Annotated in this window: 20 protein-coding genes and 3 pseudogenes; 14 read left to right on the top strand and 9 right to left on the bottom strand. The window is 63.3% G+C overall.

Going from position 1 to position 22,830, the window contains the following annotated elements; all coding sequences use genetic code 11:
- Positions 1 to 56: 56 nt before the first annotated feature.
- Both J2X35_RS00275 and J2X35_RS00270 read right to left on the bottom strand, forming a co-directional pair.
- Positions 57 to 731 (bottom strand): DUF5074 domain-containing protein, encoded by a 675-nt coding sequence (locus tag J2X35_RS00275; RefSeq protein WP_056107113.1) that lies wholly within the window; start codon positions 729 to 731, stop codon positions 57 to 59.
- A 27-nt stretch (positions 732 to 758) separates the two neighbouring features.
- A complete protein-coding gene (locus J2X35_RS00270) occupies positions 759 to 1,979 on the bottom strand; it encodes a helix-turn-helix domain-containing protein (RefSeq protein ID WP_310180179.1) in 1,221 nt (406 codons plus the stop codon).
- 118 nt (positions 1,980 to 2,097) lie between these two features.
- On the opposite strand from J2X35_RS00270, the gene J2X35_RS00265 reads away from it, so the two are divergent.
- The gene (locus J2X35_RS00265) at positions 2,098 to 2,883 is read left to right on the top strand and encodes a thioredoxin family protein (protein WP_310180177.1); all 786 of its coding nucleotides are present in this window, start codon (positions 2,098 to 2,100) and stop codon (positions 2,881 to 2,883) included.
- A 35-nt stretch (positions 2,884 to 2,918) separates the two neighbouring features.
- A pseudogene (locus tag J2X35_RS00260) lies at positions 2,919 to 3,149 on the top strand (hypothetical protein); the annotation flags it as partial.
- A gap of 52 nt (positions 3,150 to 3,201) precedes the next feature.
- Here the strand turns inward: J2X35_RS00260 and J2X35_RS00255 are convergent.
- Complete coding sequence (locus J2X35_RS00255) at positions 3,202 to 4,008, bottom strand: helix-turn-helix domain-containing protein (protein WP_310180174.1); 807 nt, start codon at positions 4,006 to 4,008, stop codon at positions 3,202 to 3,204.
- 116 nt (positions 4,009 to 4,124) lie between these two features.
- Here J2X35_RS00255 and J2X35_RS00250 point away from each other — a divergent pair, with 116 nt between their 5' ends.
- Positions 4,125 to 5,072, top strand: a complete 948-nt coding sequence (locus J2X35_RS00250; protein ID WP_056107103.1) for a DUF6282 family protein — start codon at positions 4,125 to 4,127, stop codon at positions 5,070 to 5,072.
- 76 nt (positions 5,073 to 5,148) lie between these two features.
- Here the strand turns inward: J2X35_RS00250 and J2X35_RS00245 are convergent, their stop codons facing one another.
- Both J2X35_RS00245 and J2X35_RS00240 read right to left on the bottom strand, forming a co-directional pair.
- Complete coding sequence (locus tag J2X35_RS00245; RefSeq protein ID WP_310180169.1) at positions 5,149 to 6,060, bottom strand: hypothetical protein; 912 nt, start codon at positions 6,058 to 6,060, stop codon at positions 5,149 to 5,151.
- Positions 6,061 to 6,112: 52 nt separating this feature from the next.
- Positions 6,113 to 7,006 (bottom strand): 3-keto-5-aminohexanoate cleavage protein, encoded by an 894-nt coding sequence (locus tag J2X35_RS00240; protein WP_056107101.1) that lies wholly within the window; start codon positions 7,004 to 7,006, stop codon positions 6,113 to 6,115.
- A 216-nt stretch (positions 7,007 to 7,222) separates the two neighbouring features.
- Here J2X35_RS00240 and J2X35_RS00235 point away from each other — a divergent pair, with 216 nt between their 5' ends.
- The 9 genes from J2X35_RS00235 to J2X35_RS00195 all read left to right on the top strand — a co-directional run bounded on the left by J2X35_RS00235 (position 7,223) and on the right by J2X35_RS00195 (position 16,249).
- Positions 7,223 to 7,996, top strand: coding sequence for an aldolase/citrate lyase family protein (locus J2X35_RS00235; protein ID WP_310180166.1), 774 nt, complete (start codon positions 7,223 to 7,225; stop codon positions 7,994 to 7,996).
- A gap of 81 nt (positions 7,997 to 8,077) precedes the next feature.
- Positions 8,078 to 8,839 (top strand): SDR family oxidoreductase, encoded by a 762-nt coding sequence (locus tag J2X35_RS00230; RefSeq protein WP_310180163.1) that lies wholly within the window; start codon positions 8,078 to 8,080, stop codon positions 8,837 to 8,839.
- Positions 8,840 to 9,014: 175 nt separating this feature from the next.
- Positions 9,015 to 9,479: a tripartite tricarboxylate transporter TctB family protein gene (locus tag J2X35_RS00225; RefSeq protein ID WP_310180161.1), complete on the top strand. Its 465-nt coding sequence runs from the start codon at positions 9,015 to 9,017 to the stop codon at positions 9,477 to 9,479.
- Between the two features lie 21 nt (positions 9,480 to 9,500).
- Positions 9,501 to 11,006 carry a tripartite tricarboxylate transporter permease gene (locus tag J2X35_RS00220; RefSeq protein WP_310180160.1) on the top strand — a complete coding sequence of 502 codons (1,506 nt, stop codon included), beginning with the start codon at positions 9,501 to 9,503 and terminating at the stop codon, positions 11,004 to 11,006.
- Positions 11,007 to 11,098: 92 nt separating this feature from the next.
- Entirely contained in the window at positions 11,099 to 11,722 is a 624-nt protein-coding gene (locus tag J2X35_RS00215; protein ID WP_056107087.1) for a nuclear transport factor 2 family protein, read from the top strand.
- Between the two features lie 130 nt (positions 11,723 to 11,852).
- Entirely contained in the window at positions 11,853 to 12,827 is a 975-nt protein-coding gene (locus J2X35_RS00210) for a tripartite tricarboxylate transporter substrate binding protein (RefSeq protein WP_310180154.1), read from the top strand.
- An 88-nt stretch (positions 12,828 to 12,915) separates the two neighbouring features.
- Positions 12,916 to 13,404, top strand: a complete 489-nt coding sequence (locus J2X35_RS00205) for a 2Fe-2S iron-sulfur cluster-binding protein (RefSeq protein ID WP_310180153.1) — start codon at positions 12,916 to 12,918, stop codon at positions 13,402 to 13,404.
- Entirely contained in the window at positions 13,391 to 15,496 is a 2,106-nt protein-coding gene (locus J2X35_RS00200) for a molybdopterin cofactor-binding domain-containing protein (RefSeq protein ID WP_310180150.1), read from the top strand. Before J2X35_RS00205 ends, J2X35_RS00200 begins: the two co-directional genes overlap by 14 nt.
- A gap of 84 nt (positions 15,497 to 15,580) precedes the next feature.
- Positions 15,581 to 16,249, top strand: coding sequence for a glutathione S-transferase family protein (locus J2X35_RS00195; RefSeq protein ID WP_162246409.1), 669 nt, complete (start codon positions 15,581 to 15,583; stop codon positions 16,247 to 16,249).
- Positions 16,250 to 16,272: 23 nt separating this feature from the next.
- Here J2X35_RS00195 and J2X35_RS00190 read toward each other — a convergent pair whose 3' ends face one another.
- Both J2X35_RS00190 and J2X35_RS00185 read right to left on the bottom strand, forming a co-directional pair.
- Positions 16,273 to 17,160, bottom strand: a complete 888-nt coding sequence (locus J2X35_RS00190; RefSeq protein WP_310180144.1) for a DMT family transporter — start codon at positions 17,158 to 17,160, stop codon at positions 16,273 to 16,275.
- A 253-nt stretch (positions 17,161 to 17,413) separates the two neighbouring features.
- Entirely contained in the window at positions 17,414 to 18,955 is a 1,542-nt protein-coding gene (locus J2X35_RS00185) for a sulfatase-like hydrolase/transferase (RefSeq protein WP_310180142.1), read from the bottom strand.
- A 1,264-nt stretch (positions 18,956 to 20,219) separates the two neighbouring features.
- Here J2X35_RS00185 and J2X35_RS00180 point away from each other — a divergent pair.
- Together J2X35_RS00180 and J2X35_RS00175 are read left to right on the top strand one after the other, a co-directional pair.
- The gene (locus J2X35_RS00180) at positions 20,220 to 21,068 is read left to right on the top strand and encodes a type IV toxin-antitoxin system AbiEi family antitoxin domain-containing protein (protein ID WP_310180140.1); all 849 of its coding nucleotides are present in this window, start codon (positions 20,220 to 20,222) and stop codon (positions 21,066 to 21,068) included.
- Positions 21,068 to 21,982, top strand: a complete 915-nt coding sequence (locus tag J2X35_RS00175; RefSeq protein WP_310180138.1) for a nucleotidyl transferase AbiEii/AbiGii toxin family protein — start codon at positions 21,068 to 21,070, stop codon at positions 21,980 to 21,982. The genes J2X35_RS00180 and J2X35_RS00175 overlap by 1 nt, the downstream gene beginning before the upstream one ends.
- A 56-nt stretch (positions 21,983 to 22,038) precedes the next feature.
- On the opposite strand, the pseudogene J2X35_RS00170 reads toward J2X35_RS00175, so the two are convergent.
- Together J2X35_RS00170 and J2X35_RS00165 are read right to left on the bottom strand one after the other, a co-directional pair.
- A pseudogene (locus J2X35_RS00170) lies at positions 22,039 to 22,462 on the bottom strand (CopG family transcriptional regulator).
- Between the two features lie 101 nt (positions 22,463 to 22,563).
- Positions 22,564 to 22,824, bottom strand: a pseudogene (locus J2X35_RS00165) (intradiol ring-cleavage dioxygenase); the annotation flags it as partial.
- Between the last annotated feature and the right edge of the window lie 6 nt (positions 22,825 to 22,830).

Below are 22,830 nucleotides of genomic sequence, written 5' to 3'. Positions count from 1 at the left end.
GGCTCGGAGGTCAAAACCGTTCGGCCAAAGCGGGCCGAACGGTTGGATCTTCCGTATCAAGCAGCGCCGGTGGAAGTTCGTACACCTTTGCCAATGGCGCCGGCCCGTACCGGGCGGCGTATGACCCGCACGCGGCCGCTTTTTCCGCCTCCGGCAAAGAACCGGTCGCCGCCGTCCGATTCGAGACCGGATATCCCCATGCCGGCCGGCATGTCGAGTTCATCCAGCACCTCGCCCGTCTGCGGGTCGATGCGGCGCAATTCGCTCTCGTCGCCTTCCCAGGTGCCGTGCCACAACTCGCCGTCCACCCAGGTTACGCCGGTGACGAAGCGGTTGGACTCGATCGTGCGGATGATCTTGCCGGTGTCGGGATCGATCTGGTGGATTTTCCGGTCGCGATACTGACCGACCCAGAGCGAGCCCTCGGCCCATGCCAGGCCGGAATCGCCGCCGCCCGGCGCCGGGATCGTCGCCAGGATGCGGCCGGTGGCCGGGTCGATCTTGTGGATACGATCCTCGGTAATCTGGAAAAGGTGCTTGCCGTCGAATGCCGTGCCGGCATGAGCGGCGACATCCACCGTGCGCACCGTCTTGCCGGTCGCGGGGTCGAGCGCGTTCAGCCTGTCGCCCGAAGCGAACCAGACATGCCGGCCGTCATAGGTGACACCGCCGACATCGGCTCCGGCGAATGGTCCATATTCGTCAATGATCTGGGCCTGCGATCTGTCCATCGTCTCATCTCCTTTGCTGAACCCAGACTAGTCGCTCGGCAGCGGACCCGGGAGTAACAAGGTTGTCGGGAAACCCGGCACCGAGGGCGCGATCCACCGGCGCGCGCGGCCTCGGCCGAAAAACTGCACTTTTCCGGCCATGGAAAGCTGTTCCAGCGCCCGTTGTACGGTACGCGGGCTGGTCCCCAACGCGATCGACAGAGCCGAGCTCGACCACGCCTCGCCATCGGCCAGCAAGGCGAGGACCGAGGCATTCTGGTCCTCCACCGGCGGCGCCAGTACCGCGACAGCGGCCTTGCTGCGTAGGACCAAGGCAAAGCCGCGCTTCGTCGCCTTGATCTCCGCCAGTCCCTTCAGTTCGGCGCGCAGCCGGCCGATCTCCACCCGCAGGCGGGCGCGATGCGATTCGTCGGCTTCCCTGCCGCCGAAACCGCGTGCAACCAGCAGGCTGCGCGAGACATCCGCCGGCCATGCCTCGGCCAGCGCGCGCGCCAGCGCGAACAGCACCGGCCGCGTCGCCAGCGAGACGACATGGTCCGCGCCGCGCACCACATTGCGGCAGGCATCGACGACCAGCGTGTCCGAAGCGAAAAGCGCCTCGACATCGTCGAGTAGGAGCACGCGACCCGCGCCGCCTTCGATCAACCGCGCGGCGGGAGCCCGCAAGATAGCGAACGCGTGTTCGACCTCCGCCGTGAGTGGCTGGATGTTCGCGGCGCGAGCAGCCTCCATAGCCCGGTCCAACGCCTCGCGCGCCGCCCCGGTGCGCAGCCGCCGCATGGCGATGCCGGCAACGGCGAGTTCGCGCGCCGTCGTGACGGCTGGCGGCAGCGCCGTGCCGCCGAACCTGGCAAGTACATCCTCCGCCTCGTCGAGGCGGCCGACCAGCAGCAGCCGCCGCACTTCCAGATTACGCGCGTGCGCGGCGTTCACATGCTCGCCATGCGCTTCCAGCGTCGCCCGCGCCGCATCCAGCGCCCTGGCCGGCCAGCCGAGATCGCGCGAGACGAGCGCGATTTCTGCCTCCGCGACCACGCAGCGCGCCCGCGCCAGCGCTTCCCGGGGGCCGAATGCACGTCCAGCGCTCTTCAGCAGGAATTTTGCGCGTTCGAGATCGCCGAGCTGGGCCATGGCGATGCCGCGCAGCGCCAGCGCCGGGGCATCGCCGCGCAGGGCGACGCGCTTGAGCGCACCGATGGGATCGCCCGCCGCCAGCGCCAGCGCCGCGGCGGTGATCAGCGAGTCCATCTGAATCGCGTCACACTTGTCACTCTCACCCTCCTGAGCCGGTCCCTAAGGTAGTTCATGACGACCAACCAGCAAGCCGTTTTCCGAACGGCCGCGCTGAAACAGAAGGACTGGAACGATGACCACACACACAACCGGAACCCGCCATGACTGGCTCGCGGCACGCATCGACTTGCTGGAAGCGGAAAAGGAGCTGACGCGGCGGAGCGACGAGGTAGCCCGGCAACGGCAGGAATTGCCATGGGTGCGGGTCGACAAGGACTACCGGTTCGACACCGATGCGGGCAGCCGTTCGCTGGCCGACCTCTTCAAGGGCCGCTCGCAGCTTCTCGTCTATCATTTCATGTTCGGGCCGGACTATACCGCCGGCTGCCCGTCCTGCTCGTCCATCGCCGACGGCTTCAATGGCGTCACCGTCCATCTGGAGAACCATGACGTCGCCTTCTCGGCGGTGTCGCGGGCGCCGCTGGCCAAGCTTCAGGCCTTCAAGCAGCGCATGGGCTGGACGTTCGACTGGGCGTCATCCTTCGGCAGCGACTTCAATGCCGACTTCAACGTCTGGTTCACCGAACAGCAGCAGCGCGACGGCGGTATCGAATACAATTACCGGCGCGAGCCGCCTATGCCCGAAGCGATGTTGACCAGGGCGCAGCCGGCAGGCCACGAGGGGCCGGAAGGCCTGCTCGCCGGCATGACCGGAACCGACGTCGCCACCTACACGCGCGACAGGCCGGGCGTCAGCGGCTTCGTGCTCGAAGAAGGCGTCATCTATCACACCTATTCGTCCTTCGCGCGCGGCGTCGACAGCATCTGGGGCGTCTATCAATGGCTCGACCGGGCGCCGAAGGGCCGCAACGAGAATGGCATCTGGTGGCGCCACCACGACAGTTACGGCCGGGGCTGAGAGCCATGTCCGTCCATCTCGACCTGCCGAACAGCCCATCGCTCCACCAGGCTTCGACGGGTCTCTCAGACAAGCGAGGCATGGCCGACTGGCTGTGCCTGGCGGCGACGCCGACCTTCGCCGCCATGGCGCTGCTGACGGCGATGACAGGCACGGACATGATCTGCATGGCCGCGCCGGGCGTGTTGCCGGTGGGCGGAATGGCGCCGATGTATCTGCTGATGAGCGTCTTCCACCTGGCGCCCTGGCTGAGGCTGTTCCGATAGAAGGAGACTGCCGCCGCAATGGCGGCAATTTCTCAAGACCGGCTTGAACCGGTCAGTTCGAGGTCACGGCGCTCACGTCGAGAGCGATGCTGCTGGAAAGACGCTCCAGATCGTCGGCGATGGCCGAAGCCGCCGACTGCAATATCGGCACATAGCGGTCGCAGGCTTCCTTGTCCGAACCGAATGCCGACTTGAAATAGCTCAGCCCGAGGCTCGCCAGAACGCGGCCGCCATGGCTGACGATGGGCACTGCGATCGTATTGGAATTGCGCGGTTCGACCATCGAAGAACGGGTCGCATAGCCGTCTTCGCGGATTCTGTCGACCAGCCGTTTCAACTCTTCCGGATGGTGACTGAGCGCATTTTCCGGGTCGTCCGAGCGCTTCAATATATCGACGACCAGTCCGAATTCCTCCTTGTCGAGGAACGAGAGATAGGCGAGGCCAAGCCCGCGCGTCAGCATGCACAGGCGCTTGTTGACGGTGCTGTGAAAGGGGGACATCGAACTGTCCGGCACGGTGCTGAAACGTATCACCATGCCGTCGTAGTCCGGCAATGCGATCGCCAGCGGCCATTTGTGCTTGCGCGTGATCGCCACCGCCCAGGCGCGTCCGGCCTCGACGACGAGCGGCCCCTTGTGAAAGCCCGAACTCAGCGACGTGACCAGCGCGCTGACCTGGTATCCACCCTGCCGTGCGTCGTTCTCCACATAGCCTGCCTCCTCCAGCGTCTTGAGAATTCGTACGAGGGTCGGCTTCGGCAGCTTCGTCCTGGCGTGCAACTGCGCGATCGTGTTGATCGGCTGCAGGTTCAGTTCCTGCAATACGTTCATCGCGCGCTCGATTGCTCGAATGCCCATCGCTCTTCTCCCGCAGCGTCAAGCTCGTTTCGACCAGCGAAACGAGGGCGACTATAGGTTGAGGCACCCCGGAGTCAATCTTTAAGCGATGCCCGCACACCGATTGGAGAACGAGCATGGCTGCGGCGGAAGAAGTGAACAGGAATCGTGAGGAAGTCAGGCGGCTCATCGCCGGCATCGACGAGGATACGGCAAGCCGTCTGCTCAAGGGCGCGCTCGACCTTCATGTCCATTCCGGCCCCTCCACCATGCCGCGACAGCTCGACCACATGCAGGCGGCGGAAGAGGCGGCAGCGGCGGGGATGCGAGGCGTTCTGTTCAAGGACCACCACTATTCTGTGGCGCCGGTCATCCCGATGATGGACCGTCTGCTGAACAAGCCGGACTTCGCCATGTACAGCGGCCTTGTCCTCAACAATTCCACCGGCGGGTTCGATCCCTTCGTCGTCGACGCGCAGCTCAAGATGGGCGCCAAGCTGATCTGGATGCCGACGGCGCAGGCGGCCAACCACGTCCGTAGCGCCCACCGCAAGACGCGCCTTGCGACCAATGTCCAGCTTCGCAGCTTCCCGGCGCTGAGCGCCGTCGACGGCTATGGAAATGTTATCGACGAGGTAAAGCAGATCCTCGACCTGATCGCCGAATTCGATGCGATCCTGTCGTCGGGCCACCTGCATGTCTGGGAGATCTGGAAGCTGTTCGAGGAGGCGCGTTCCCGCGGCGTCAAGCGGCTGCTGATCAACCATCCCATGTACGGCCTGCACTTCACCTACGCCGACATTCGCGACCTCGCCAATCTCGGCGCGCTGGTCGAACAGTCCGCGGGCATGTATGTCGATTCGCGTTTCAATACCTACACGCCGCAGGAGCTCAAGGAGCACATCGAGGCGGCCGGCGTGGCGCATTCCTCGATCGGATCGGACCTCGGCCAGGTGGACAATCCCACCCCGGTCGAAGGCATGCGGCAGGCCATCAAGCTTTGCCTGGCGCTCGGCTTCAGCGAAGCGGATGTCCGCACGATGGTGGCGGACAACCCGGCGCGGCTGGTCGGCCTGACGGACTGACACGCTTCAAGCGATCTTCCCAAGACAAAGCGGTCCCGTGGCAAACGGGACCGCTTTTTGCGTTAATGGGCCGCGCTCACTTGCCGGGCATCGGATAGTCGTCCTCGTTAAGCACCCAGCCCGGCTTGAGAGAAAAATCCACCCGCGGCGGCGCGAAGATATCGACCAGCTGGTTCACGCCGGCCGATTCCGCCGTCGTCGTGTGGATGGAAGGAGGCGGTATCACGCAGATCGACGGTGAGCCGCAGAACAGATGCTCGTCCTCGCGCCATACGTTCATGTTCGTCGTCCACGGCCAGCGAAGATGATGCGTGAAAGTGCCGCTTACCGCCAGCGAGCATTGTTCGAAATCGTCGTGATGATGCGGCGAAACCTTGTCGCGCTCGCGCGGCCCGATGCGCGGCGACAGGTAGTTGATCATGAAGGTGGTGCATCGGTAGATCCTGCCGAACCGCGATGGGTCGTCCGGGACGTCCAGCGTGTACCACCTGAGCTTGAGGCCGCCCGCCGGTTCGGGCCATGGCTCGAACGGCGGTACGTTGGGGTGCGGACCGGCGAAGGCGTCCGCATTCGAAGCGGCATCGGCCATGTCCCTGGATTTCGGCGTGAAGAGCCGCACGACGGCTCCTGGCGTCAACATCCTGATCGTGCTTTCGCCCGGCGGCACGAAGGCCACCGAATAACCCGGCACGACGGTGCTGCCTTCGGCGGTGGTGATCTCGACTTCGGTTTCCCTGTCGGGGAGGATGATCGCATATTCATCCGGCTGCGCGGCGCGTGAAAAAACGCCGCCCTTCCTGCCGGCGCTGTAGGCGACGACGAAGTTCTGCCCGCGGCTGATCCAGGTGTCGCCATTGGCGTCCTTCACCTGCGGCTCGGTTGCATGGAACAGCGCAAGCTGCGAGCCGAAAAAGCTTTCGTGGACCCGCGCGGCCGCCGGTTTCTTGTCCTGCGACAGGCTGGATCGCGGATCGCTCTGAACGTACATGGTCTTCTCCGTTTGGTTGATGTCGTCGACTGTCCCGGCTGGCGCCCCGGTCTCAGGCCGGCTTCGGGTCCTGCTTCTTCAGCCTGAGGATTTCACGCGCCTGGGCGGGCGTGGCGACGCTGCCGCCAAGCTCTTTCAGGATGCGAACCGCCTTGCTGACCAGAACGGCGTTGCTTTCCGCCAGAACGCCTTTCTCCAGATAGATGTTGTCTTCCAGACCGACCCGCACGTGGCCGCCCAGAAGCCAAGTCTGCGCCAGCATGGGAAATTCCCAGCGGCCGATGCCGAAGGCGCCCCAGTGCGAGCCCGCCGGTAGCAGCGTCTTCATGTACATCAGGGTTTCGGGCGTCGCGATCGCACCATAACGGACCCCGAGAACGATCTGGAAAAGGGCCGGCGCATCGAGCTTTCCGTCACTGATGAAATGGTTGGCGAGCTGGATGTCGCCGGTATCGAAGACCTCGAGTTCAGGCCTCACGCCAGCCTCGGCGATGACCTCCGCCATGACGGCCAGATTGCGCGGCGTGTTGATGACGACGGAGGAGCCAGAATACATGGTGTTGAAATCGAGACTGCACAGTTCCGGCCGCAGCGCCGCAATGTGGGCGACGCGGCGTTCCGGCGGCAGCAGCGTGGTTCCCGGCGCGGCGACGCTCGGGTCGTCGTCGCCCGGAATGAAGCGGCCGCCGGGACCAGTGGTCAGGTTGATGATCACATCCTCGTCGGCCGCGCGCAGGCGTTCGACGACTTCCCGATAGTGGGCAAGCTCCATGCTTGGCCGTCCATCCGGATGCCGGACATGGATATGGACGATGGCAGCGCCAGCCCGGACGGCGTCGAGGCAAGCCTCGGCGATCTGTTGCGGCGAGACCGGCAGGTAAGGTGTCTGCTCCGGCGTGGTGATGTTGCCTGTCACGGCGCAGCTTATGATGGTGGGATCGGCCAATTTTCATTCCTCGGCAAGCGCACGCAAGATACGTCGCAATTGAATCTCGCCGTGGCTCGCATCCCGGTCCTTCATCGGCAACCTTGTTGGCCGCCTGTTTCGCCGACAGAAACGTCGAGGTGTGCATCGGGCGTTCCGCAGAGAGAAATGGGCCGGGATCGGGGGTGGTGCGCCACGGTTGCCCCGTTAGAAGGAGGCCGACAAAAGGAAGCAGACATGTCCGACGCACGCGCCCCGTTTTCCTCCTTCCGCGACCGGTTGCTCGCCCGCCAGCGCCTGCTCGGCACGTTTCTCAAGCTGCCGACGACGCAAGTGATCGAGATGCTGGGGCCGATCGGCTATGACTTCGTCATCATCGATCAGGAGCATGCGCCGCTCGACCGCGGCATGACGGACCTGATGATCCTCGCCGCCCGCGCCTCCGGCATCGCGCCGCTGGTGCGCGTTCCGGAGTTCACCGACGCGCATATCCTGTCGGCTTTGGACTGCGGCGCGATGGGGATCATGGTTCCCCACGTGACCTCGGTCGAAAAGGCCAGGGCCATCGTGCGAGCCAGCCGTTACGCCGGCGGCAGCCGCGGCTTTGCCGGACTGACGCGGGCCAGCAACTGGGGCAGCGTGAGCGGAACGCGGCACATGGCGCTGCAGGACAGCCAGGTGGCCGTCATCGCGATGATCGAGGATCAGGACGCGGTGGATCTGGCCGGTGACATCGCCAGGGTCGACGGCATCGACGCCATTTTCATCGGACGCGGTGACCTGACCGCTTCCTTCGGCGACGACCCGCAAGCGGCGGCAAAGGTCGCCGAAATCAGCAAACGCATCGCAGCCGCTGCACGGGATGCGTCCACGCCCTTGATGATGCTGCCGACCAGCAAGGCGGATTTCGATTTCGCGTCCGAACTCGGCTCGACGGCGATGGCGCTGTCCAGCGATCACGGTTTCATCCGCACGGCAGCAGCCGCCGCGATAAAGGACTATGCCGGCTGAGCAAGCCGAAGCCGGCAGACGCGCTCTGGCAAAAGGCGGCGGACTGATCGCGGCCTCTGCCGCGCAATGGGAGGAATATTCATGCCCTTGATCGAGGTGCCGACCCTTGCCGTTCCGCGAACGGCGCTGGTCACCGGCGGCAGCGGCGGAATCGGGCGGGCGACGGCGGCGCGCCTTGCCGCCATGGGCTCCAGGATTGCGGTCGGTTACAACAGCCGGCGCGATGTTGCCGAGGATGTGGTGCGCGGGCTGCAGGGCAGCGGCCACTTCTCCTTGCGCGTCGCCATCGACGATCCCGCCTCCATCGCGGAAGCCGCGGCTTCAATCGGCGAACGATTCGGCTCCCTCGATGCTCTCATCAATTCGGGCGGCGCGACGACGCCGGTCCCGGCCAACGATCTGGATGCGCTGACCGACGATATCTTCGACCGTGCCGTCATGCTCAACCTGCGCGGGCCGTTCGCGACGATCAGGGCACTGCGTCCGCTGCTGGAACGCGGCGACAATTCGGTCATCGTCAACATATCGTCCATCGCCGCACGCACCGGCCTGGGCAGCAGCCTTGCCTATCTGGCGGCGAAGGGCGGGCTGGATTCCCTGACAATCGCGCTCGCGAAAGTGCTGGCGCCGAAAATCCGGGTCTTTTCGGTTTCACCCGCCGGGGTCGATACGGATTTCGTACCCCATCGCACACGCGAACAACTGGAAAAGACGGCCGAACGACTGCCGCTTGGCCGCGTTACCACCGCGGACGATGTCGCCCGCGCGGTTACGGCATGTGCCGTCAACCTGACCAGTTCGACCGGTATTGTCGTCCCTGTCGATGAGGGCCGTCACCTTTAGCCAGCCCTTCGTCTGGCGAAATGCAGCGCCGTCGAAGTTGCCAGCGCCGTCTGTCCTTGTATTGATCCGGTCTACCATACGCGATCGACGGTCGTCTCCCGGGTAGCGACAGGCTGCCGTCTCCGACCTCCGTCATCGCATCACGCCCTAAACTTCATCGCACGGAGATCCTCGAATGAAGCTCAGCCAAGACGCTATTTTGGGGACATTCTTCACAACGGTCGGCGTGGTTTTCGGCCTGATCGCGCTGAATTATCCCTTTGGCACCGCGGGCCGCATGGGACCGGGCTACTTTCCGGTGATCGTCTCGACCCTGCTCGCTGTGACCGGCATCGCTATTTTGATGCGGGCTCGGTTGGCGACAGGCGAACCCGTTCGGGCGGCACGCTGGCTGCCTCTTGTGGTCGTGCCGCTGGCGGTGATCCTGTTTGGTCTGCTGGTCGAGAAACTGGGCATGCCTCTGGCGGTCATGATGCTGTTGACGATCGCCGCCACGGCGAGCGTCAAATTCAGGTTGAACTGGATGGCAACGGCAGGCGCGGCTACATTCTCGGCCGTCTGCGCCATCGTCTTCGTCGAACTGCTCGGCCTGCCCATACCGATCATCGGGACCTGGCTGCACGCAATCGGCCACTTCTAAAAAGACTACCGGGAGGACGCCATGGACATCTTCAGCGGGCTTATGCTCGGGCTTTCCACAGCCACCACCTTTTCGAATTTCATCTATTGCTTCCTCGGCGTGCTGCTTGGAACCGCGGTCGGCGTGTTGCCGGGGGTGGGTCCGATCGCCACGATCTCGATGCTGCTGCCCTTCACTTTCGGGCTGCCGGTGGATACCGCGATGATCATGCTGGCGGGCATTTTCTACGGCTCACAGTATGGCGGCTCGACGACGGCGATCCTGATGAACCTGCCCGGCGAGGCCTCGTCTGTGGTGACCACGCTCGACGGGCACGAGATGGCCAAACAGGGCAAGGCCGGGCGCGCGCTGGCGGCAGCGGCGATCGGCAGCTTCTTCGCCGGCAGCGTCGGCACCCTGTTCATCGTGATCGCAGCGCCGCTGCTGGCGAGCCTGGCGCTCACCTTCGGTCCTGCCGAATATTTCTCGCTGATCGTGCTCGGCCTCATCACCTCGATGGTGCTGACCAGCGGATCGCTGCTCACCGCCTTCGGCATGGCGCTCTTCGGCATCGTTCTCGGCATGATCGGAACCGACATCAATTCGGGCGCCGCGCGCTACACATTCGGTTCGCCCAATCTGCTCGACGGGCTGGATTTCGTCGTCGTCGCCACGGGCATCTTCGGCCTGGGCGACGTTTTGGCGAACCTTGAGAACGAGAGCAACCGCATGACCGGCGTGGCGCGTGTCAGCAGCCTCTTCCCGACCCGCGAGGACTGGAAACGGATGGTCATGCCGATCCTGCGCGGCACGGGCATCGGCGTGCTGCTGGGAGTCCTGCCGGGAGCCGGCGTCCTGCTCGCATCGTTTTCCGCCTATGCGCTCGAAAAGAAGGTTTCGCGTCACCCCGAGGAATTCGGCAAAGGCGCCATCGAGGGTGTCGCAGCCCCGGAGGCAGCAAACAACGCCGCGGCGCAAACCTGTTTCATCCCGATGCTGACGCTGGGGCTTCCCGGAACCGCGACCATGGCGCTGATGATCGGAGCCCTCGTCGTCCAGGGCGTCCAGCCAGGGCCGGAAATCCTGTCGCAGCAGCCGGCGCTTTTCTGGGGTCTGATCGTGTCGATGTGGATCGGCAATCTGATGCTGTTGTTCCTCAACCTGCCTCTCGTCGGCATCTGGGCAAAGCTGATCTCGGTGCCGTATCATTTCCTGTTCCCGATGATCTGCGTCTTCACGACGATTGGCGTCTACAGCATCAGCAACAGCGTCTTCGACGTCTACATGATGGCTCTGTTCGGGGCGCTCGGCTATTTCTTCAAGAAGGTGGGAGCCGAACCAGCGCCGCTGGTCCTTGCCCTGATCCTTGGCCCGATGGCTGAAGAATATCTGCGCCGTGCGCTTTTGATCTCGCAGGGGGATGCGAGCGTCTTCTTCACCAGCCCGCTCAGTCTCGGGACGCTGATCGTCGCCGGCCTGCTGCTCCTGTCGATCATATCGCCACGGTTCCGCAAGGTGCGCGAGGAAGGCCTGCAGGAAGTCGACTGACAGGCCGCCATCGGGGTTCGGGCTCGTTGGGGCGCCCGAACCCCGATGGGTCCCGACTTTGTACCGACATAGACAAAAATTCAGGAGCGACCATGAAACCGGATGACGAAACGCGCCTTCAGAACCTTCTCGACCGCGAAGAGCTGTTCGATCTGGTGCGGCGCGAGCGCTTCGCCCGCGACCAGCAGCGCTTCGACGTGATGAGCGCGTGCTTTCATCCCGACGCCTATGTCCGCACCAGCTGGTACGACGGGCACGGCGGCGAGGCCTATGTCGAGGCCTCGCGCAAATGGATGGGGACGAAGAGCAGCGGCAAGCACTGGGTGTTCCCGGCCTTCGCGCAAGTGGCCGGCGACCGGGCAACGGTGGAAAGCCCGGCAATGATCTTTAACCGAACCATGCTCGATGAGGTGGAGGTGGACTTTCACGTCTTCTGTCGCTTCTTCTCACGCGCCGTGCGGGATTCCGGGAGCTGGAAGTTGCTGAGCTTCGAGGTCCTGTTCGAACGGGATGTGATGAAACCCGTCAACCCGTCGCAGACGCTTCCTGTCGACTGGCCGCAGCTCGCCGCCTTGCGTCCGTCCTACAAATTCCTGGCCTATATCCAGCAGCATCGCGGCGTGAAGGTGAACCCCGATTTGCTGGGCGACGATCGGCCCGGCGAGCTCGCAGCCTTTCATGCCGGCGAGGCGCGCTGGCTCGCCGGTCACAGCTAACGCCGGGATGCCATTTCAAGGAGCGGAACGGACGCGGTGATCGTTTCCCGGCAATGACCGGATGCGCTAGTCCTTGCCCCATAGCAAACGAAAACGAACTCGATCCAACGAGTGGGCAGGAGGAATGACTATGAACAGACGTGAATTTATCGTGCTCGGCAGCACAGCCGCTGTGCTGGCTTCCGGCAAAATCGCACTGGCCGAAACATGGCCGAGCAAGCCGGTCACCGTGATCTCGGCCTACCCGCCGGGCGGCACCAGCGACATCATCACCCGGCTGGTCGCCGATATGCTGACGGCAAAATACGGCCAGCAATTCGTCGTCGAAAACCACGCCGGCGCGGCCGGTGCGATTGCTGGTGGCAGGCTGACGCGTTCCGCCGCCGACGGCTACACGTTCATGATCAGCGGCAGCGCGCCGATCGCCGCCAACAAGGTGGTGCAGAAGAACCTCGCCTACGATCCGCAGGTGGACTTCACGCCTATCTCGGTGATCGCGGAAAGCCCTGCGCTGCTAAGCGGAAGCCCCAATGCGCCGGCCAAGTCGATCCAGGAACTGATCGCCTATGCCAAGGCGAATCCCGGCAAGTTGAACATCGGCAATCCTGGCGCGGGAACCAAGGGCCATATCGCAGCCGCGCTGATCGGCCAGATCGCCGGCGTGGAGATCAACCACATTCCCTACAAGGGCTCGCCGCCCCTGCTCGCCGATCTGCTGGGCGGACATATCGACTTCGCGCTCGACGCGCCATCCAACTACCTGCCGCACATCCATGACAACAAAATCCACGGGATCGCGGTCACTTCAGCCAAAAGATTGCCGGAGCTGCCCGATGTGCAAACGGTCGCCGAGCAGGGCCTCGACGGTTACGAGCAGACCCTGTGGTTCGGCGCAGTCGGTCCAAAGGACATGCCGGCTGACATCGTCAACAAGATCTATGAAGCCATCAAGGAATGGAGCGGCACGCCGGAGGCGACGGCGAAGCTGAAGACGCTCGGCCTGACACGCGTCGCCAGTTCGCCTGAAGAAATGAGCGGCATCATGGCGCGTGAAATCGACTCCATAAGGCCGCTTGTCGAAGCAGGGCTTGTGCAACCGACATAGGTTTGAACAGACAAAGCACGATGGGCTGTCGTCACAATGATACCGGCGGCCCATCGGAACCGTCTCCCGAAATGATAAATTGCAGCGCGTGAACGAACCTCTCACCCTGACCGTCAACGGCCGCGAATGCCAAGTCGATGCGCCGCCAACGACGCCGCTTCTCGATGTGTTGCGCAACCACCTGGGGCTCAAGGGCAGCCGCTATGGATGCGGGCTGGAGCAATGCGGCGCCTGCATGGTGCTGGTCGATGGCGTTGCGACCCATTCGTGCAGCCGCGAGGCTGGGACGCTCGGCCGCCGCTCGATCATGACGGTCGAAAGTCTGGGCTCGCCCGAGGCCCTGCATCCGCTGCAGCAGGCTTTCATCGACGAACAGGCGGGACAATGCGGCTATTGCCTGTCCGGTATGCTCATGGCCGCCAAGGCGCTGCTCGATCGCAATCCCTACCCGACACGGGCAGAGGTCGCCGTCGCGCTAGATCCGAATCTATGCCGCTGCGGTTCGCATCCCCGCATCCTGCGCGCGGTGCTGAGAGCGGCTGCCATTATGCGCCGGGTAGCTGATGCCCGCACTTAGCACCAGCCTCAAGGACAATCCGCGGCTCGACCGCTGGCTGCGCTTCCAGGACGACCGCACGGTGCGCATCGCTACCGGCAAGGTGGAGCTCGGCCAGGGAATCCTGACGGCGCTCGCCCAGATCGCGGCCGAGGAACTGGACCTGAACATCGACCAGGTGTGCATGATGTCCGGCAACAGCATCGAGGGTCCGGGCGAAGGCTACACCGCGTCGAGCTGGTCGATCGAGCATTCGGGCGCGGCGATCCGTCTCGTCGCGGCGGAGGTGCGAGCCATGGCGACGATCCGCGCGGCGCTGCGCCTGAACGCCGCGCCCGGTGAGTTGGCAATTGCCGCAGGCGAGTTCCTGAAAAACGGCGCGCCGACCGGCCTCGACTACTGGCGTCTCGCTTCCGAACTCGACCTGTCGGCGGAGGCCACGGGCATGGTTTCGCCAAAGCCGGCCAGCGCCCATCGCATCGTCGGCGCCAGCGTTCCCCGGCTTGACCTGCCGGCCAAGCTGACTGGCTCGGGCTTCATCCAGGACATGGTCCTGCCCGGTATGCTCCACGCCCGCACGTTGCGGCAGCCCGGCCGCGGCGCGGTTCTGGCGGCGCTCGACGAAGACGCCGTCCGACGCAGCGCCGGGGGCGACATCCGTGTCGTGCGCGTCGACAATTTCGTCGCCTTCGTCGGAACCGACGAGACCGTGGTGCGCGCCGCTGCTGTCGCAGCAGCCGGGCGAGCCGTCTGGGACAATGCCCGCACCCTTCGCGCCGAACAGGCGACGCCGGACTGGATCGCGGCGCAGCCTTCGCATGACAGCACGATCGGCGATCCATTGCCGGAAACCTTGCCCCAGAGCGTTTCCGCGCGATTCACCCGCCCCTTCCTGTCGCACGGGTCGATCGCCCCATCCTGCGCAGTGGCTCTTTTCCGTGACGGAACGCTCACCCTCTGGTCGCATGCGCAAGGCATGCATCCGCTGCGCGCCAACATCGCAAAAACCGTCGGCTTGCCCCTTGAAAAAGTCGCCTGCCACCATGTGCAAAGCGCCGGCTGCTATGGCCACAACGGCGCCGATGACGCCGCGCTCGACGCTGCGCTGGTGGCGCTCGCGCTGCCGGATCAGCCGGTCCGGCTGTGCTGGCGGCGGGAGGAAGAATTCGGCTACGAGCCGCTTTCCTCGGCGATGGCCGTCACGGTCCACGCCGCGCTGGACGAGGCGGGCCGCCCCGCCGACTGGACCACGGAAATCTGGAGCGCCGCGCACGGCCAGCGCCCGGGTGTCGGCGGCGCCTATCTGCTGGGGGCCGATGCACTGGAAACGCCGCCGCCCGAGCGCAAACCCTTCGACATTCCCGAAGAACGCGGCGGCGGCGCCACCAGAAACGGCATGCCGCTTTACGACATCCCGGCCAGGCGGATCGATTTCCATCTTGTCCATGACGCGCCGGTGCGAACCTCGTCGCTGCGCGGCCTTGGCGCGACCCTGAACGTATTTGCCATCGAAGGCCTGCTCGACGAACTGGCGGAGCGCGCCGGCGAAGACCCACTCGCCTACCGGCTTGCAATCCTTTCGGACCCGCGCGGACGCAAGGTTCTGGAAAGGGTGGCGGCCATGGCGAGATGGTCAGGACGCGGCGAGGCCGGCAGCGGACGAGGCATGGGGCTCGGTTTCGCCCGCTACAAGAACTCGTCGGCCTATGCGGCAGTCATCGCCGCGGTCGAGGTCGACGAGACGGTGCGCGTCAGCGACATCTGGTGTGCCGTCGATGCCGGCCTCGTCATCAATCCCGATGGTGTCGTCAACCAGGTCGAGGGCAATATCGTCCAGGCGATCAGCTGGGCGCTGATCGAGGAGGTTCGCTTCGGCGATGCTGGTGTCACCAGCGTCGACTGGGAGAGCTATCCGGTCATCCGCTTCACCGACATACCCGAGATCAGCGTCGAACTCGTCGATGCCAGAGAGCACCCTGCCCTCGGCGTCGGCGAGTGCGCCGGCGGCCCGGCGGCGGCCGCCATCGGCAACGCGGTCGCCCATGCGCTCGGCGTCCGCATCCGCGACATGCCGATGACACGCGAGCGGATCGTTGCGGCGCTGATGGCATGATCGGACAGGGCATCGCAGAGAAAATGACCGCGCGCGTGCCGGACTTGCCCGGACCGCGCCGGTTCCAGGATGGAGGCCGGCGACATGAACGATATATCCACGGTTCGGGATGCGGACACGCGCGAGCCCGTTCTGTTCTATAGCCCTGGAGCGTGCTCGCTGGCCTCGCACATCGCCCTGGAGGAGACTGGCAAGCCCTATAAGGCGATCGAGACGCTGCTCGCCCAGAACCAGCACATGACGCCCGAGTATCTCGCGGTCAATCCGCGCGGCAAGGTGCCGGCGCTGGCCGTCGGCGGCCGCGTCATCACCGAAAACACGGCGATCCTGACCTATATCGGGCTGACCTACCCGGAAACCGGCATGTTCCCCGCCGACACGATCGAGCAGATGCAGTGCATCGCCCAGATGGCGTGGTTTTCGAACACGCCGCATATCTTCCAGCGGGCGCGATTCCGGCCCTATCGCTTCACCGACAGGGAAGACATGTTCGACAACATCCGCGCCAAGGCGACCGAAGGCTACTGGGAGGCGATGCAGGAGGTCGATGGCCTGATCGACGGCAAGAGGTGGATCATGGGAGACGTCTATACGGTGGCCGACCCCTACGCGCTGGTGTTCTACGGCTGGGGGATGAGCAACGGAATGCCGATGGAGACGCTGGTGAACTACACGCGCCACAAGGACCAGATGCTGCAACGGAAGGCGGTGCGCACCGTGCTGGAGCGCGAGAAGAACCCTCACATCAAGTGACAGGGATCCCCCGGCCCGGCGGCTTACCTGCGCCTGGCCAGCAGAATGCCAAGGATGACGATCGCGCCACCTGAGGCCTGCACCGCGCCAAGCGGCTCGTTCAACAGCAGCCATGCCACGCCCGCCGCGACGACGGGCTGGATCAAAAGCGTCAGCGATGAGAAGGACGCCGGCAGCAGCGCCAGAGCGTAGATGATCAGGCCCTGGCCGCAGACGTGGCAAAGCCAGGCCAGCGCCAGCACGATGGCCCAGGCGTAGAGCGTCGTCGGCCAGATCGCCGGCTCGAAGACGAGCGCGAATGGCAGGATGCAGATCGCCGCCGAAGCGGAAGACCACAGCAGCGTCGTCAGGGTCGAGTAGCGGCTGCGCAGGCGCGACAGCGCGAGGATATAGCCGGCGTAAAATAGCGCCGCGAACACCGCCATCGCATCGCCGCCGAGATGGCTGCCGCCGTCCGAGGCCGAGCCGCCGCCGCTGAGGATCACAACGCCGACCACCGACAGGGCCAGACCGGCGAGGAACGTTCGCGTTACTGTGGTCCTGAACAGCAGCCAGCCGCCAAGAACGACAAAGATCGGCGCAATATTGGCGAGCAGCGTGGCATTCGCCACAGACGTCAGGTGGATGGAGACATGCCAGGCGAGAAGATCGCCGGCAAGCATTACGCCGGGCACGTTCAAGGCGACAACGTCACGAAATGAAGATGGCCGCTGATTGTGCCGTGTCTTGCGGTCTTCGGTGGCCCGCCAGGCCAGCAGCGGCAGCACCGCCAGCGCGACACGCCAAAAGGCGGTCGCGACCGGTCCGATCTCCGACAGGCGCACGAGGATCGGCGACAGACCGATAATGACGCCGCCAAGCACGAGCGCCGCGAGCGAGAGGCCTGAAGTTGGAACGACCGGTGATTTCATGGCAGGCGTGGGTTGGAGGTAGAAACCGCCTAGCATCAAAGCGTTGCGGCCGTCTCGGCCACAGGCGGCTTTGCATGCCGCCAGTGCTCAGGGTCAGGAATCCAGCTGTCCCAGCTTCACGGCCATCACCGAGACACAGCCCCCGGCCTGACCGGACCGGGGAAATTCCGCGCTGCGAGCAGGCCCGAAATGTCCGGCATGATCTCCTGCGGAACGCCGCCCGAGCGCGGGACGTCGGCTGTCATACCATCACCTATTCGGCCGGCTGCGAAACCAGTTGGCCGGCCGACCTCGCGCCAACCCGCTCGAACGCCTCCGGAGGCGCTTCGTTCAGACGCATGAGATCCAGCATCCTGTCGCGGATTTTCGTCTCCGCCGCCACATCGCTCAGGGGCCGCTGCTGTTTCGGATCTGTCTCGAGATCGTAGAGGCGCGTTTCTTTCTCGATCAGGGAACCCGGCCCATAGTTGAAATACATGGGGGAGCGGTCAGTGACCGGAACCTTGAGTATCGGCACCCCTTTGGAAAAGCTGAATTCACGGGTCAGCGTCGTCTGCTTCAGTTCCTCCACCGAAAACATGCAGTTCAGATGCATCGGCATGAGCGTGTACTGGTTGATCTCAACCTTGTCGGCATCGACCGGATAGCAGTGATAGGTGTAACGCCCATCGGTGGCGTTGATAGCTCCGCCGAAATAGCCGAACAGCAAAGCCTCTCGCAGTGGTGTGTCGTGCGCGAGCACCGGCAACAGGGATTGTCCTGTCATGTCGGCACAGGGCGGCAGGCCGAACAGGTCGAGGAAGGTCGGCGCGAGATCGATGACCTGCGTCAAGGCGTTGCGGCGGGTTCCGGCCACATCCAGCTTGGGATGCGCGACCATGAGAGGAACGTGCGCAATCTCCTCGTAGAGGGTCATGCGGTTCTTCGCCCAGAAATCGTGCTCGCCCAGCAAATAGCCGTGGTCTGTGCTGACAATCAGGACCGTATCCTTCCACAGGTCCTGGGCGTCGAACGCATCGAGGACACGGCCCAGAAGCTCGTCGCACATGGCGAGTGAGGCGTAGTAGTTGGCCCGCAGTTCGTCGGCTTCCTCCTGCGTCTCATGGACCTTGTCGTAGGGCGGCCAGTCGCGGATGCCCTGGTTCCAGCCGGTCCTGTACGCCTGCTTGAAACGGTCCGGCACATGGTGCGGCTCATGCGGACTGAAGGTTTCCAGCTGCAGCAGCCAGTTGTCGGCGCTGGCGTTGCGCTCCAGAAAATCCACGCCAGCCGCAAAGGTCTTCATTGCCGGAAAGTCGGACTCCTCGCGAATGCGCTCGCGGTTGATGATGTAGGGATAATACTTGCTGCTCCGGTCGCGGGTGAATTGCTTCGGGTGCCATCTGGGTTCCAGTTCGGCCCAATCGGGCTCGACCACCGCGTGCCATGGGTCCTTTTCATGGCCGCGGAAGAATTCATAGCTGGCGTAGCGGTTGTGGTAGGTCGAACCGCCATCCTCGAAGTAGTGATAGTGGTCGGTGACCAGGTGGGTATAGACGCCGGCGTTGCGCAGCAGTTCCGCGAACGACGTGTCGAACGGTTCAAGCGGCCCCCAGCTTCGGTGAAGAAAACTCAGCCGCCCTGTATGCATATCGCGGCGCGCCGGCATGCACGGCATCGACCCGACATAATGGCGATCGAATGTCGCTGACCGTTTCTGCAGCCGGGCGAAATTCGGGGTCGGCACCTTGCTTCCGCCGTAAGGAGAAATGTGCAGACGATTGAGCGAATCGAACAGTACGAAAACAACTTTCAAAACAATCTCCCGCGTGCGGACCACGCCATGCGACCCCACGAACCTGGCTTCGACCTGAGAGCGCGGGTCTGCGCATCCGTGACATTCCGGACGGCATCTTCGGACCCGCAAGGCCTTGCCGACAAGCTGTAGAAAAGCTTCACCGACCTCCTCCGAACCCTGCTCAGGTTCACATTCCGCCGGAAGGTACGATGCGGCCGAAAACAATTGAAATGAATAGTAGGACGTGAAGGCATAGCTTTTATTCATGTGACGCTGGTGGAATGCCGAGACCGCCTGCCTGCCGTCACCGCCCCGAAACGCGATCGTCACCCACCCCAGATGCCGCGTGTCGGGGCGCTTCCATCAGTCCGGCATTCGGTAAGCGTCGCGATAGTCGAAAAGACGATCGGGTCGCTGGCATATTGGAGATAGACGATGCTCAGCGGTCCCCATGGGCATTGGAGCGACCACAGGCCTATTCCGGTTCATGAACCGAGCAAGGCTGCTGTTACGAAATACCGGCAGCCATCCTGGTGTTCCGGCATTGCGTGCGTCACTGGTGCTTCCTGCAATTTCAATGAAAATTCAGTGGCGTGGCAAAGGAGTGCCTGGAGCCGTCAAGTCAGCGGGAGGCGCCGTAACGATGGCAGAAGCCACAGGAATCCCTACGCAAGTCTGAGCGCAATCATGACGTCGGGCGGCTGACGGAGCAGATGGAGCCTATAGGATTTGTATGCGGACAATGCGCGCCATGCCGGGGCGTGAGCGGCTGGGGTACTCTACACTTACGATCTTGGCGCGTTGACAAGAAAATTGGATACCGCAAGAGCGTCCCTTCGTCTGCAGTGGCAGGCGAGGATTTCGGCTTTTGAGGTCAGCGGCTATCGTGGATCCGCGAGCCGCCGCGACAAAGCCGGGTCATTCCCACTCAATCGTCCAAACCCACCTTAAGCCATTGATATCACATATAATTATGGCCTTCGGGCGCACAAAAACCGACTACTGGCTAGTCAAAATGTTACGCTTTTGATTTTAAAGGGAAAAAGGGTCGAAAAAAATTTGTGGGTTTCAAGGACAATCGGCGTCTATCGCCCGTTTGGACCCTGTGAAGGCCACCCCACAGAATAGCCGATTTGTATCAGAAAACACCGCTGACCACAATGAGCGACCTGCCTCGAACAAGAGGTCAGTTTGCGTTTGTGCGGATTTGCTAACCACAGCGCAGCAAACCAAGGCACCTTCAAACTGGCGCATAGTTTGAAATCATGCTAAAACACTCACCATGAGTGAGCAAACAACGGGGAAGTTAAAGCAGCTGGAGCACCTCCTGCCAGAAGGATTGCTCGTCGATGCCGCGTGGCTTTCTGCTCACGGCTACTCAACCTCACTGCGCACCAAATATGTCGCCTCGGGTTGGCTCGAACAGCCGGCTCGCCGTGTCTATCGGCGCCCTCGCGGACAGCTTGGCTGGCAGCAGGCGGTCATCTCCCTGCAGACGCTTCTAGGCTATCGTCTCACCGTTGGCGGCCGGACAGCCCTGGAGCTGCAAGGCTATGCCCATTACCTCTCACAGGATCGTTCCGAGATCCACCTTCACGGTCCAGCAAGGCCACCCGGCTGGCTCACGACGCTGCCGCTGACGGAACGGTTCGTGTATCATAACAGCACGCCGCTTTTCGGGGCCGACCTGGAAGGTATCAGCTTCCCTTCCCTCGTTTCGGACCGCGCACCTGATCCGCGAGATGCGGGATCTTTTCAGGATGCCGGACTGCGCGTTCTGCCCTGGGGCCAATGGGACTGGCCGTTGACGGTATCGACGCCCGAACGAGCGGTTCTCGAACTTCTCGATGAACTCCCGCAGCATGAAAGCTTCGATCAGGTCGACGTGCTAATGGAAGGTCTGAGCGATCTTGCGCCGAGGCGGCTCCAGAAGCTGCTTGTCCGCTGCCGCAGTGTGAAGGTGAAGCGCCTGTTCTTCTTCTTCGCCGATCGGCATCGCCATGCATGGCTCAAGCATGTCGACCGAACCGCAATCGATCTGGGATCGGGCAAGCGCATGTTGGTCAAGGACGGCAGGTACGACCCCACCTACGAGATCACCGTCCCTAAGGAACTGGCCGAGGCGTATTGATGGCATTTGCGGACACTTACCGAAATCAGGTCGCACTACTGATCCGCACACTGCCTTCGGTGGCCGCGGAAGAATGCTTCGCGATGAAGGGTGGCACGGCGATCAATCTGTTCGTGCGCGACCTGCCGCGCCTCTCGGTCGATATCGACCTTACCTACCTGCCAGTGCAGGACCGCGCGACCTCGCTTGCAACGATCGATGCGGCGATGGCGCGTATCGCCGAGCGCATTACCGAGACAGTCCGCGGCTCCCGTGTCGCTCCGTCACGCTCACGCGAGAACGTGATCACCAAGCTCGTGGTCCGTGGCGATGGCGCGCAAATCAAGATTGAGGTGACGCCGGTCCTGCGTGGCTGCGTGTTCGAGCCCGCTATACGTTCGGTCTCAGCCAGCGTGGAAGACGAATTCGGATTTGCCGAAATGCGCATCGTCTCCTTCCCCGATCTTTATGCCGGCAAGATCGTGGCCGCGCTCGACAGACAGCATCCGCGCGATCTGTTCGACATCCGCGATCTCCTAGCGAACGAAGGCATCGACGAGGCCCTTCGCCGGGCCTTTCTCATCTATCTCATCAGCCATGATCGCCCCATGGCCGAGGTATTGGCAGTTCGGCGCAAGGACATCGCAGGCGAATTCGCGCGCGGTTTTGTCGGCATGACCCGGCAACCGGTCGAACTCGAGACCCTGCTTGCGGTGCGTGAAGCATTGATCGCCGGCATTGTCGGCGCGATGCCCGATGCGCACCGCGAGTTCCTGTTGGCGTTCGAGCGTGGTGAACCCGACTGGGCGATCCCCGACCTAGAGTCCGCGGCCGACCTGCCCGCAGTGCGATGGCGGCAACAGAACCTCGACAGCTTGAAAGTCGAGAAGCGTCAGGCGCTGGTCAGACAGCTTGAAGAAGTTCTGCCCACTTAGACTATGTCTCGAGGATGACTAAAGCCGCCATTCCCCGGTAAAGGCGTTGCAGGCAACTAGGCATTGCTCGCTGGATCTTCGCTGATTTCCTGCCGCAGCTTCGGCCCTTGCGCCAAACGACGCCCAAGCGCGGAGACGAAAGCTCGTAGCGTTCGTCCGCTTTGGCCCGCGCGGCGTGGGCCGCGGGTTCGTGCAACGCCGGTCTCGAGGAGAACCAGAACCGAATAAAAACCGCCATGATCTCAACGCTGATACCGAGATCGCGCTCCAGTCGCATTAGCGGCGGTCGACCTGGTCGATCCGCTTGGCGATGGCCGCTTCTCGTCTCTCATCAGCATCGGGCAACAGGAAGGACGCGATAGCGGCTTCCGCGATCATCGACTGGGACTGGTCCCGGCGGGCAGCGTAATCCGTCAGCATCGTCATGATCTCGGGATCGAGATAGACCGAGATTTGCGTCTTCTTCTTGCGACGAACCATGATGCTCATAGCTACATGCCTTCGCCCGGATCCGTGGAGGATCACGCTCGATCATGGAAATACTTCTTCATCTGAAGCCCTTCCGCACGTGGTCGGCGATATCAGACGACGAAATCGAAACGCCCGAAGCCTCCATCGGTGGCATTGGTCATGGCAATGAGCAGCGTTTCATCGAAGAGCCAGTCTCGCGCATTGCCCGGCTCATCTGGGAAAAACAGCTGCGTTGTCAGGACCGCTCCGCCCGCACGCTGAACTCGGAAATGAAAATGGCGCGTGCGTCCCGAATAAAGCGCGGGCATTACCGTGTTGAACCACCAGCGCCCCTGCTCATCGGCGAATTGATGGCCTCTGAGCCGGAAGCCCTGGTG

This window comes from Mesorhizobium sp. BE184, from assembly GCF_031457045.1.
Lineage (GTDB): Bacteria > Pseudomonadota > Alphaproteobacteria > Rhizobiales > Rhizobiaceae > Mesorhizobium.
Note: the sequence above shows the minus strand (reverse complement) of the source record. Positions and strands in the feature narration are given on the sequence as shown.

Bases quoted from the DNA above. Each gene is read 5' to 3' on its own strand.
- J2X35_RS00250 (WP_056107103.1), top strand. From the start codon at position 4,125: ATGGCTGCGGCGGAAGAAGTGAACAGGAATCGTGAGGAAGTCAGGCGG.
- J2X35_RS00190 (WP_310180144.1), bottom strand. From the start codon at position 17,160: ATGAAATCACCGGTCGTTCCAACTTCAGGCCTCTCGCTCGCGGCGCTC.
- J2X35_RS00195 (WP_162246409.1), top strand. From the start codon at position 15,581: ATGAACGATATATCCACGGTTCGGGATGCGGACACGCGCGAGCCCGTT.
- J2X35_RS00215 (WP_056107087.1), top strand. From the start codon at position 11,099: ATGAAACCGGATGACGAAACGCGCCTTCAGAACCTTCTCGACCGCGAA.
- J2X35_RS00220 (WP_310180160.1), top strand. From the start codon at position 9,501: ATGGACATCTTCAGCGGGCTTATGCTCGGGCTTTCCACAGCCACCACC.
- J2X35_RS00270 (WP_310180179.1), bottom strand. From the start codon at position 1,979: ATGGACTCGCTGATCACCGCCGCGGCGCTGGCGCTGGCGGCGGGCGAT.
- J2X35_RS00225 (WP_310180161.1), top strand. From the start codon at position 9,015: ATGAAGCTCAGCCAAGACGCTATTTTGGGGACATTCTTCACAACGGTC.
- J2X35_RS00255 (WP_310180174.1), bottom strand. From the start codon at position 4,008: ATGGGCATTCGAGCAATCGAGCGCGCGATGAACGTATTGCAGGAACTG.
- J2X35_RS00230 (WP_310180163.1), top strand. From the start codon at position 8,078: ATGCCCTTGATCGAGGTGCCGACCCTTGCCGTTCCGCGAACGGCGCTG.
- J2X35_RS00200 (WP_310180150.1), top strand. From the start codon at position 13,391: ATGCCCGCACTTAGCACCAGCCTCAAGGACAATCCGCGGCTCGACCGC.
- J2X35_RS00265 (WP_310180177.1), top strand. From the start codon at position 2,098: ATGACCACACACACAACCGGAACCCGCCATGACTGGCTCGCGGCACGC.
- J2X35_RS00175 (WP_310180138.1), top strand. From the start codon at position 21,068: ATGGCATTTGCGGACACTTACCGAAATCAGGTCGCACTACTGATCCGC.
- J2X35_RS00275 (WP_056107113.1), bottom strand. From the start codon at position 731: ATGGACAGATCGCAGGCCCAGATCATTGACGAATATGGACCATTCGCC.
- J2X35_RS00180 (WP_310180140.1), top strand. From the start codon at position 20,220: ATGAGTGAGCAAACAACGGGGAAGTTAAAGCAGCTGGAGCACCTCCTG.
- J2X35_RS00245 (WP_310180169.1), bottom strand. From the start codon at position 6,060: ATGTACGTTCAGAGCGATCCGCGATCCAGCCTGTCGCAGGACAAGAAA.
- J2X35_RS00210 (WP_310180154.1), top strand. From the start codon at position 11,853: ATGAACAGACGTGAATTTATCGTGCTCGGCAGCACAGCCGCTGTGCTG.
- J2X35_RS00235 (WP_310180166.1), top strand. From the start codon at position 7,223: ATGTCCGACGCACGCGCCCCGTTTTCCTCCTTCCGCGACCGGTTGCTC.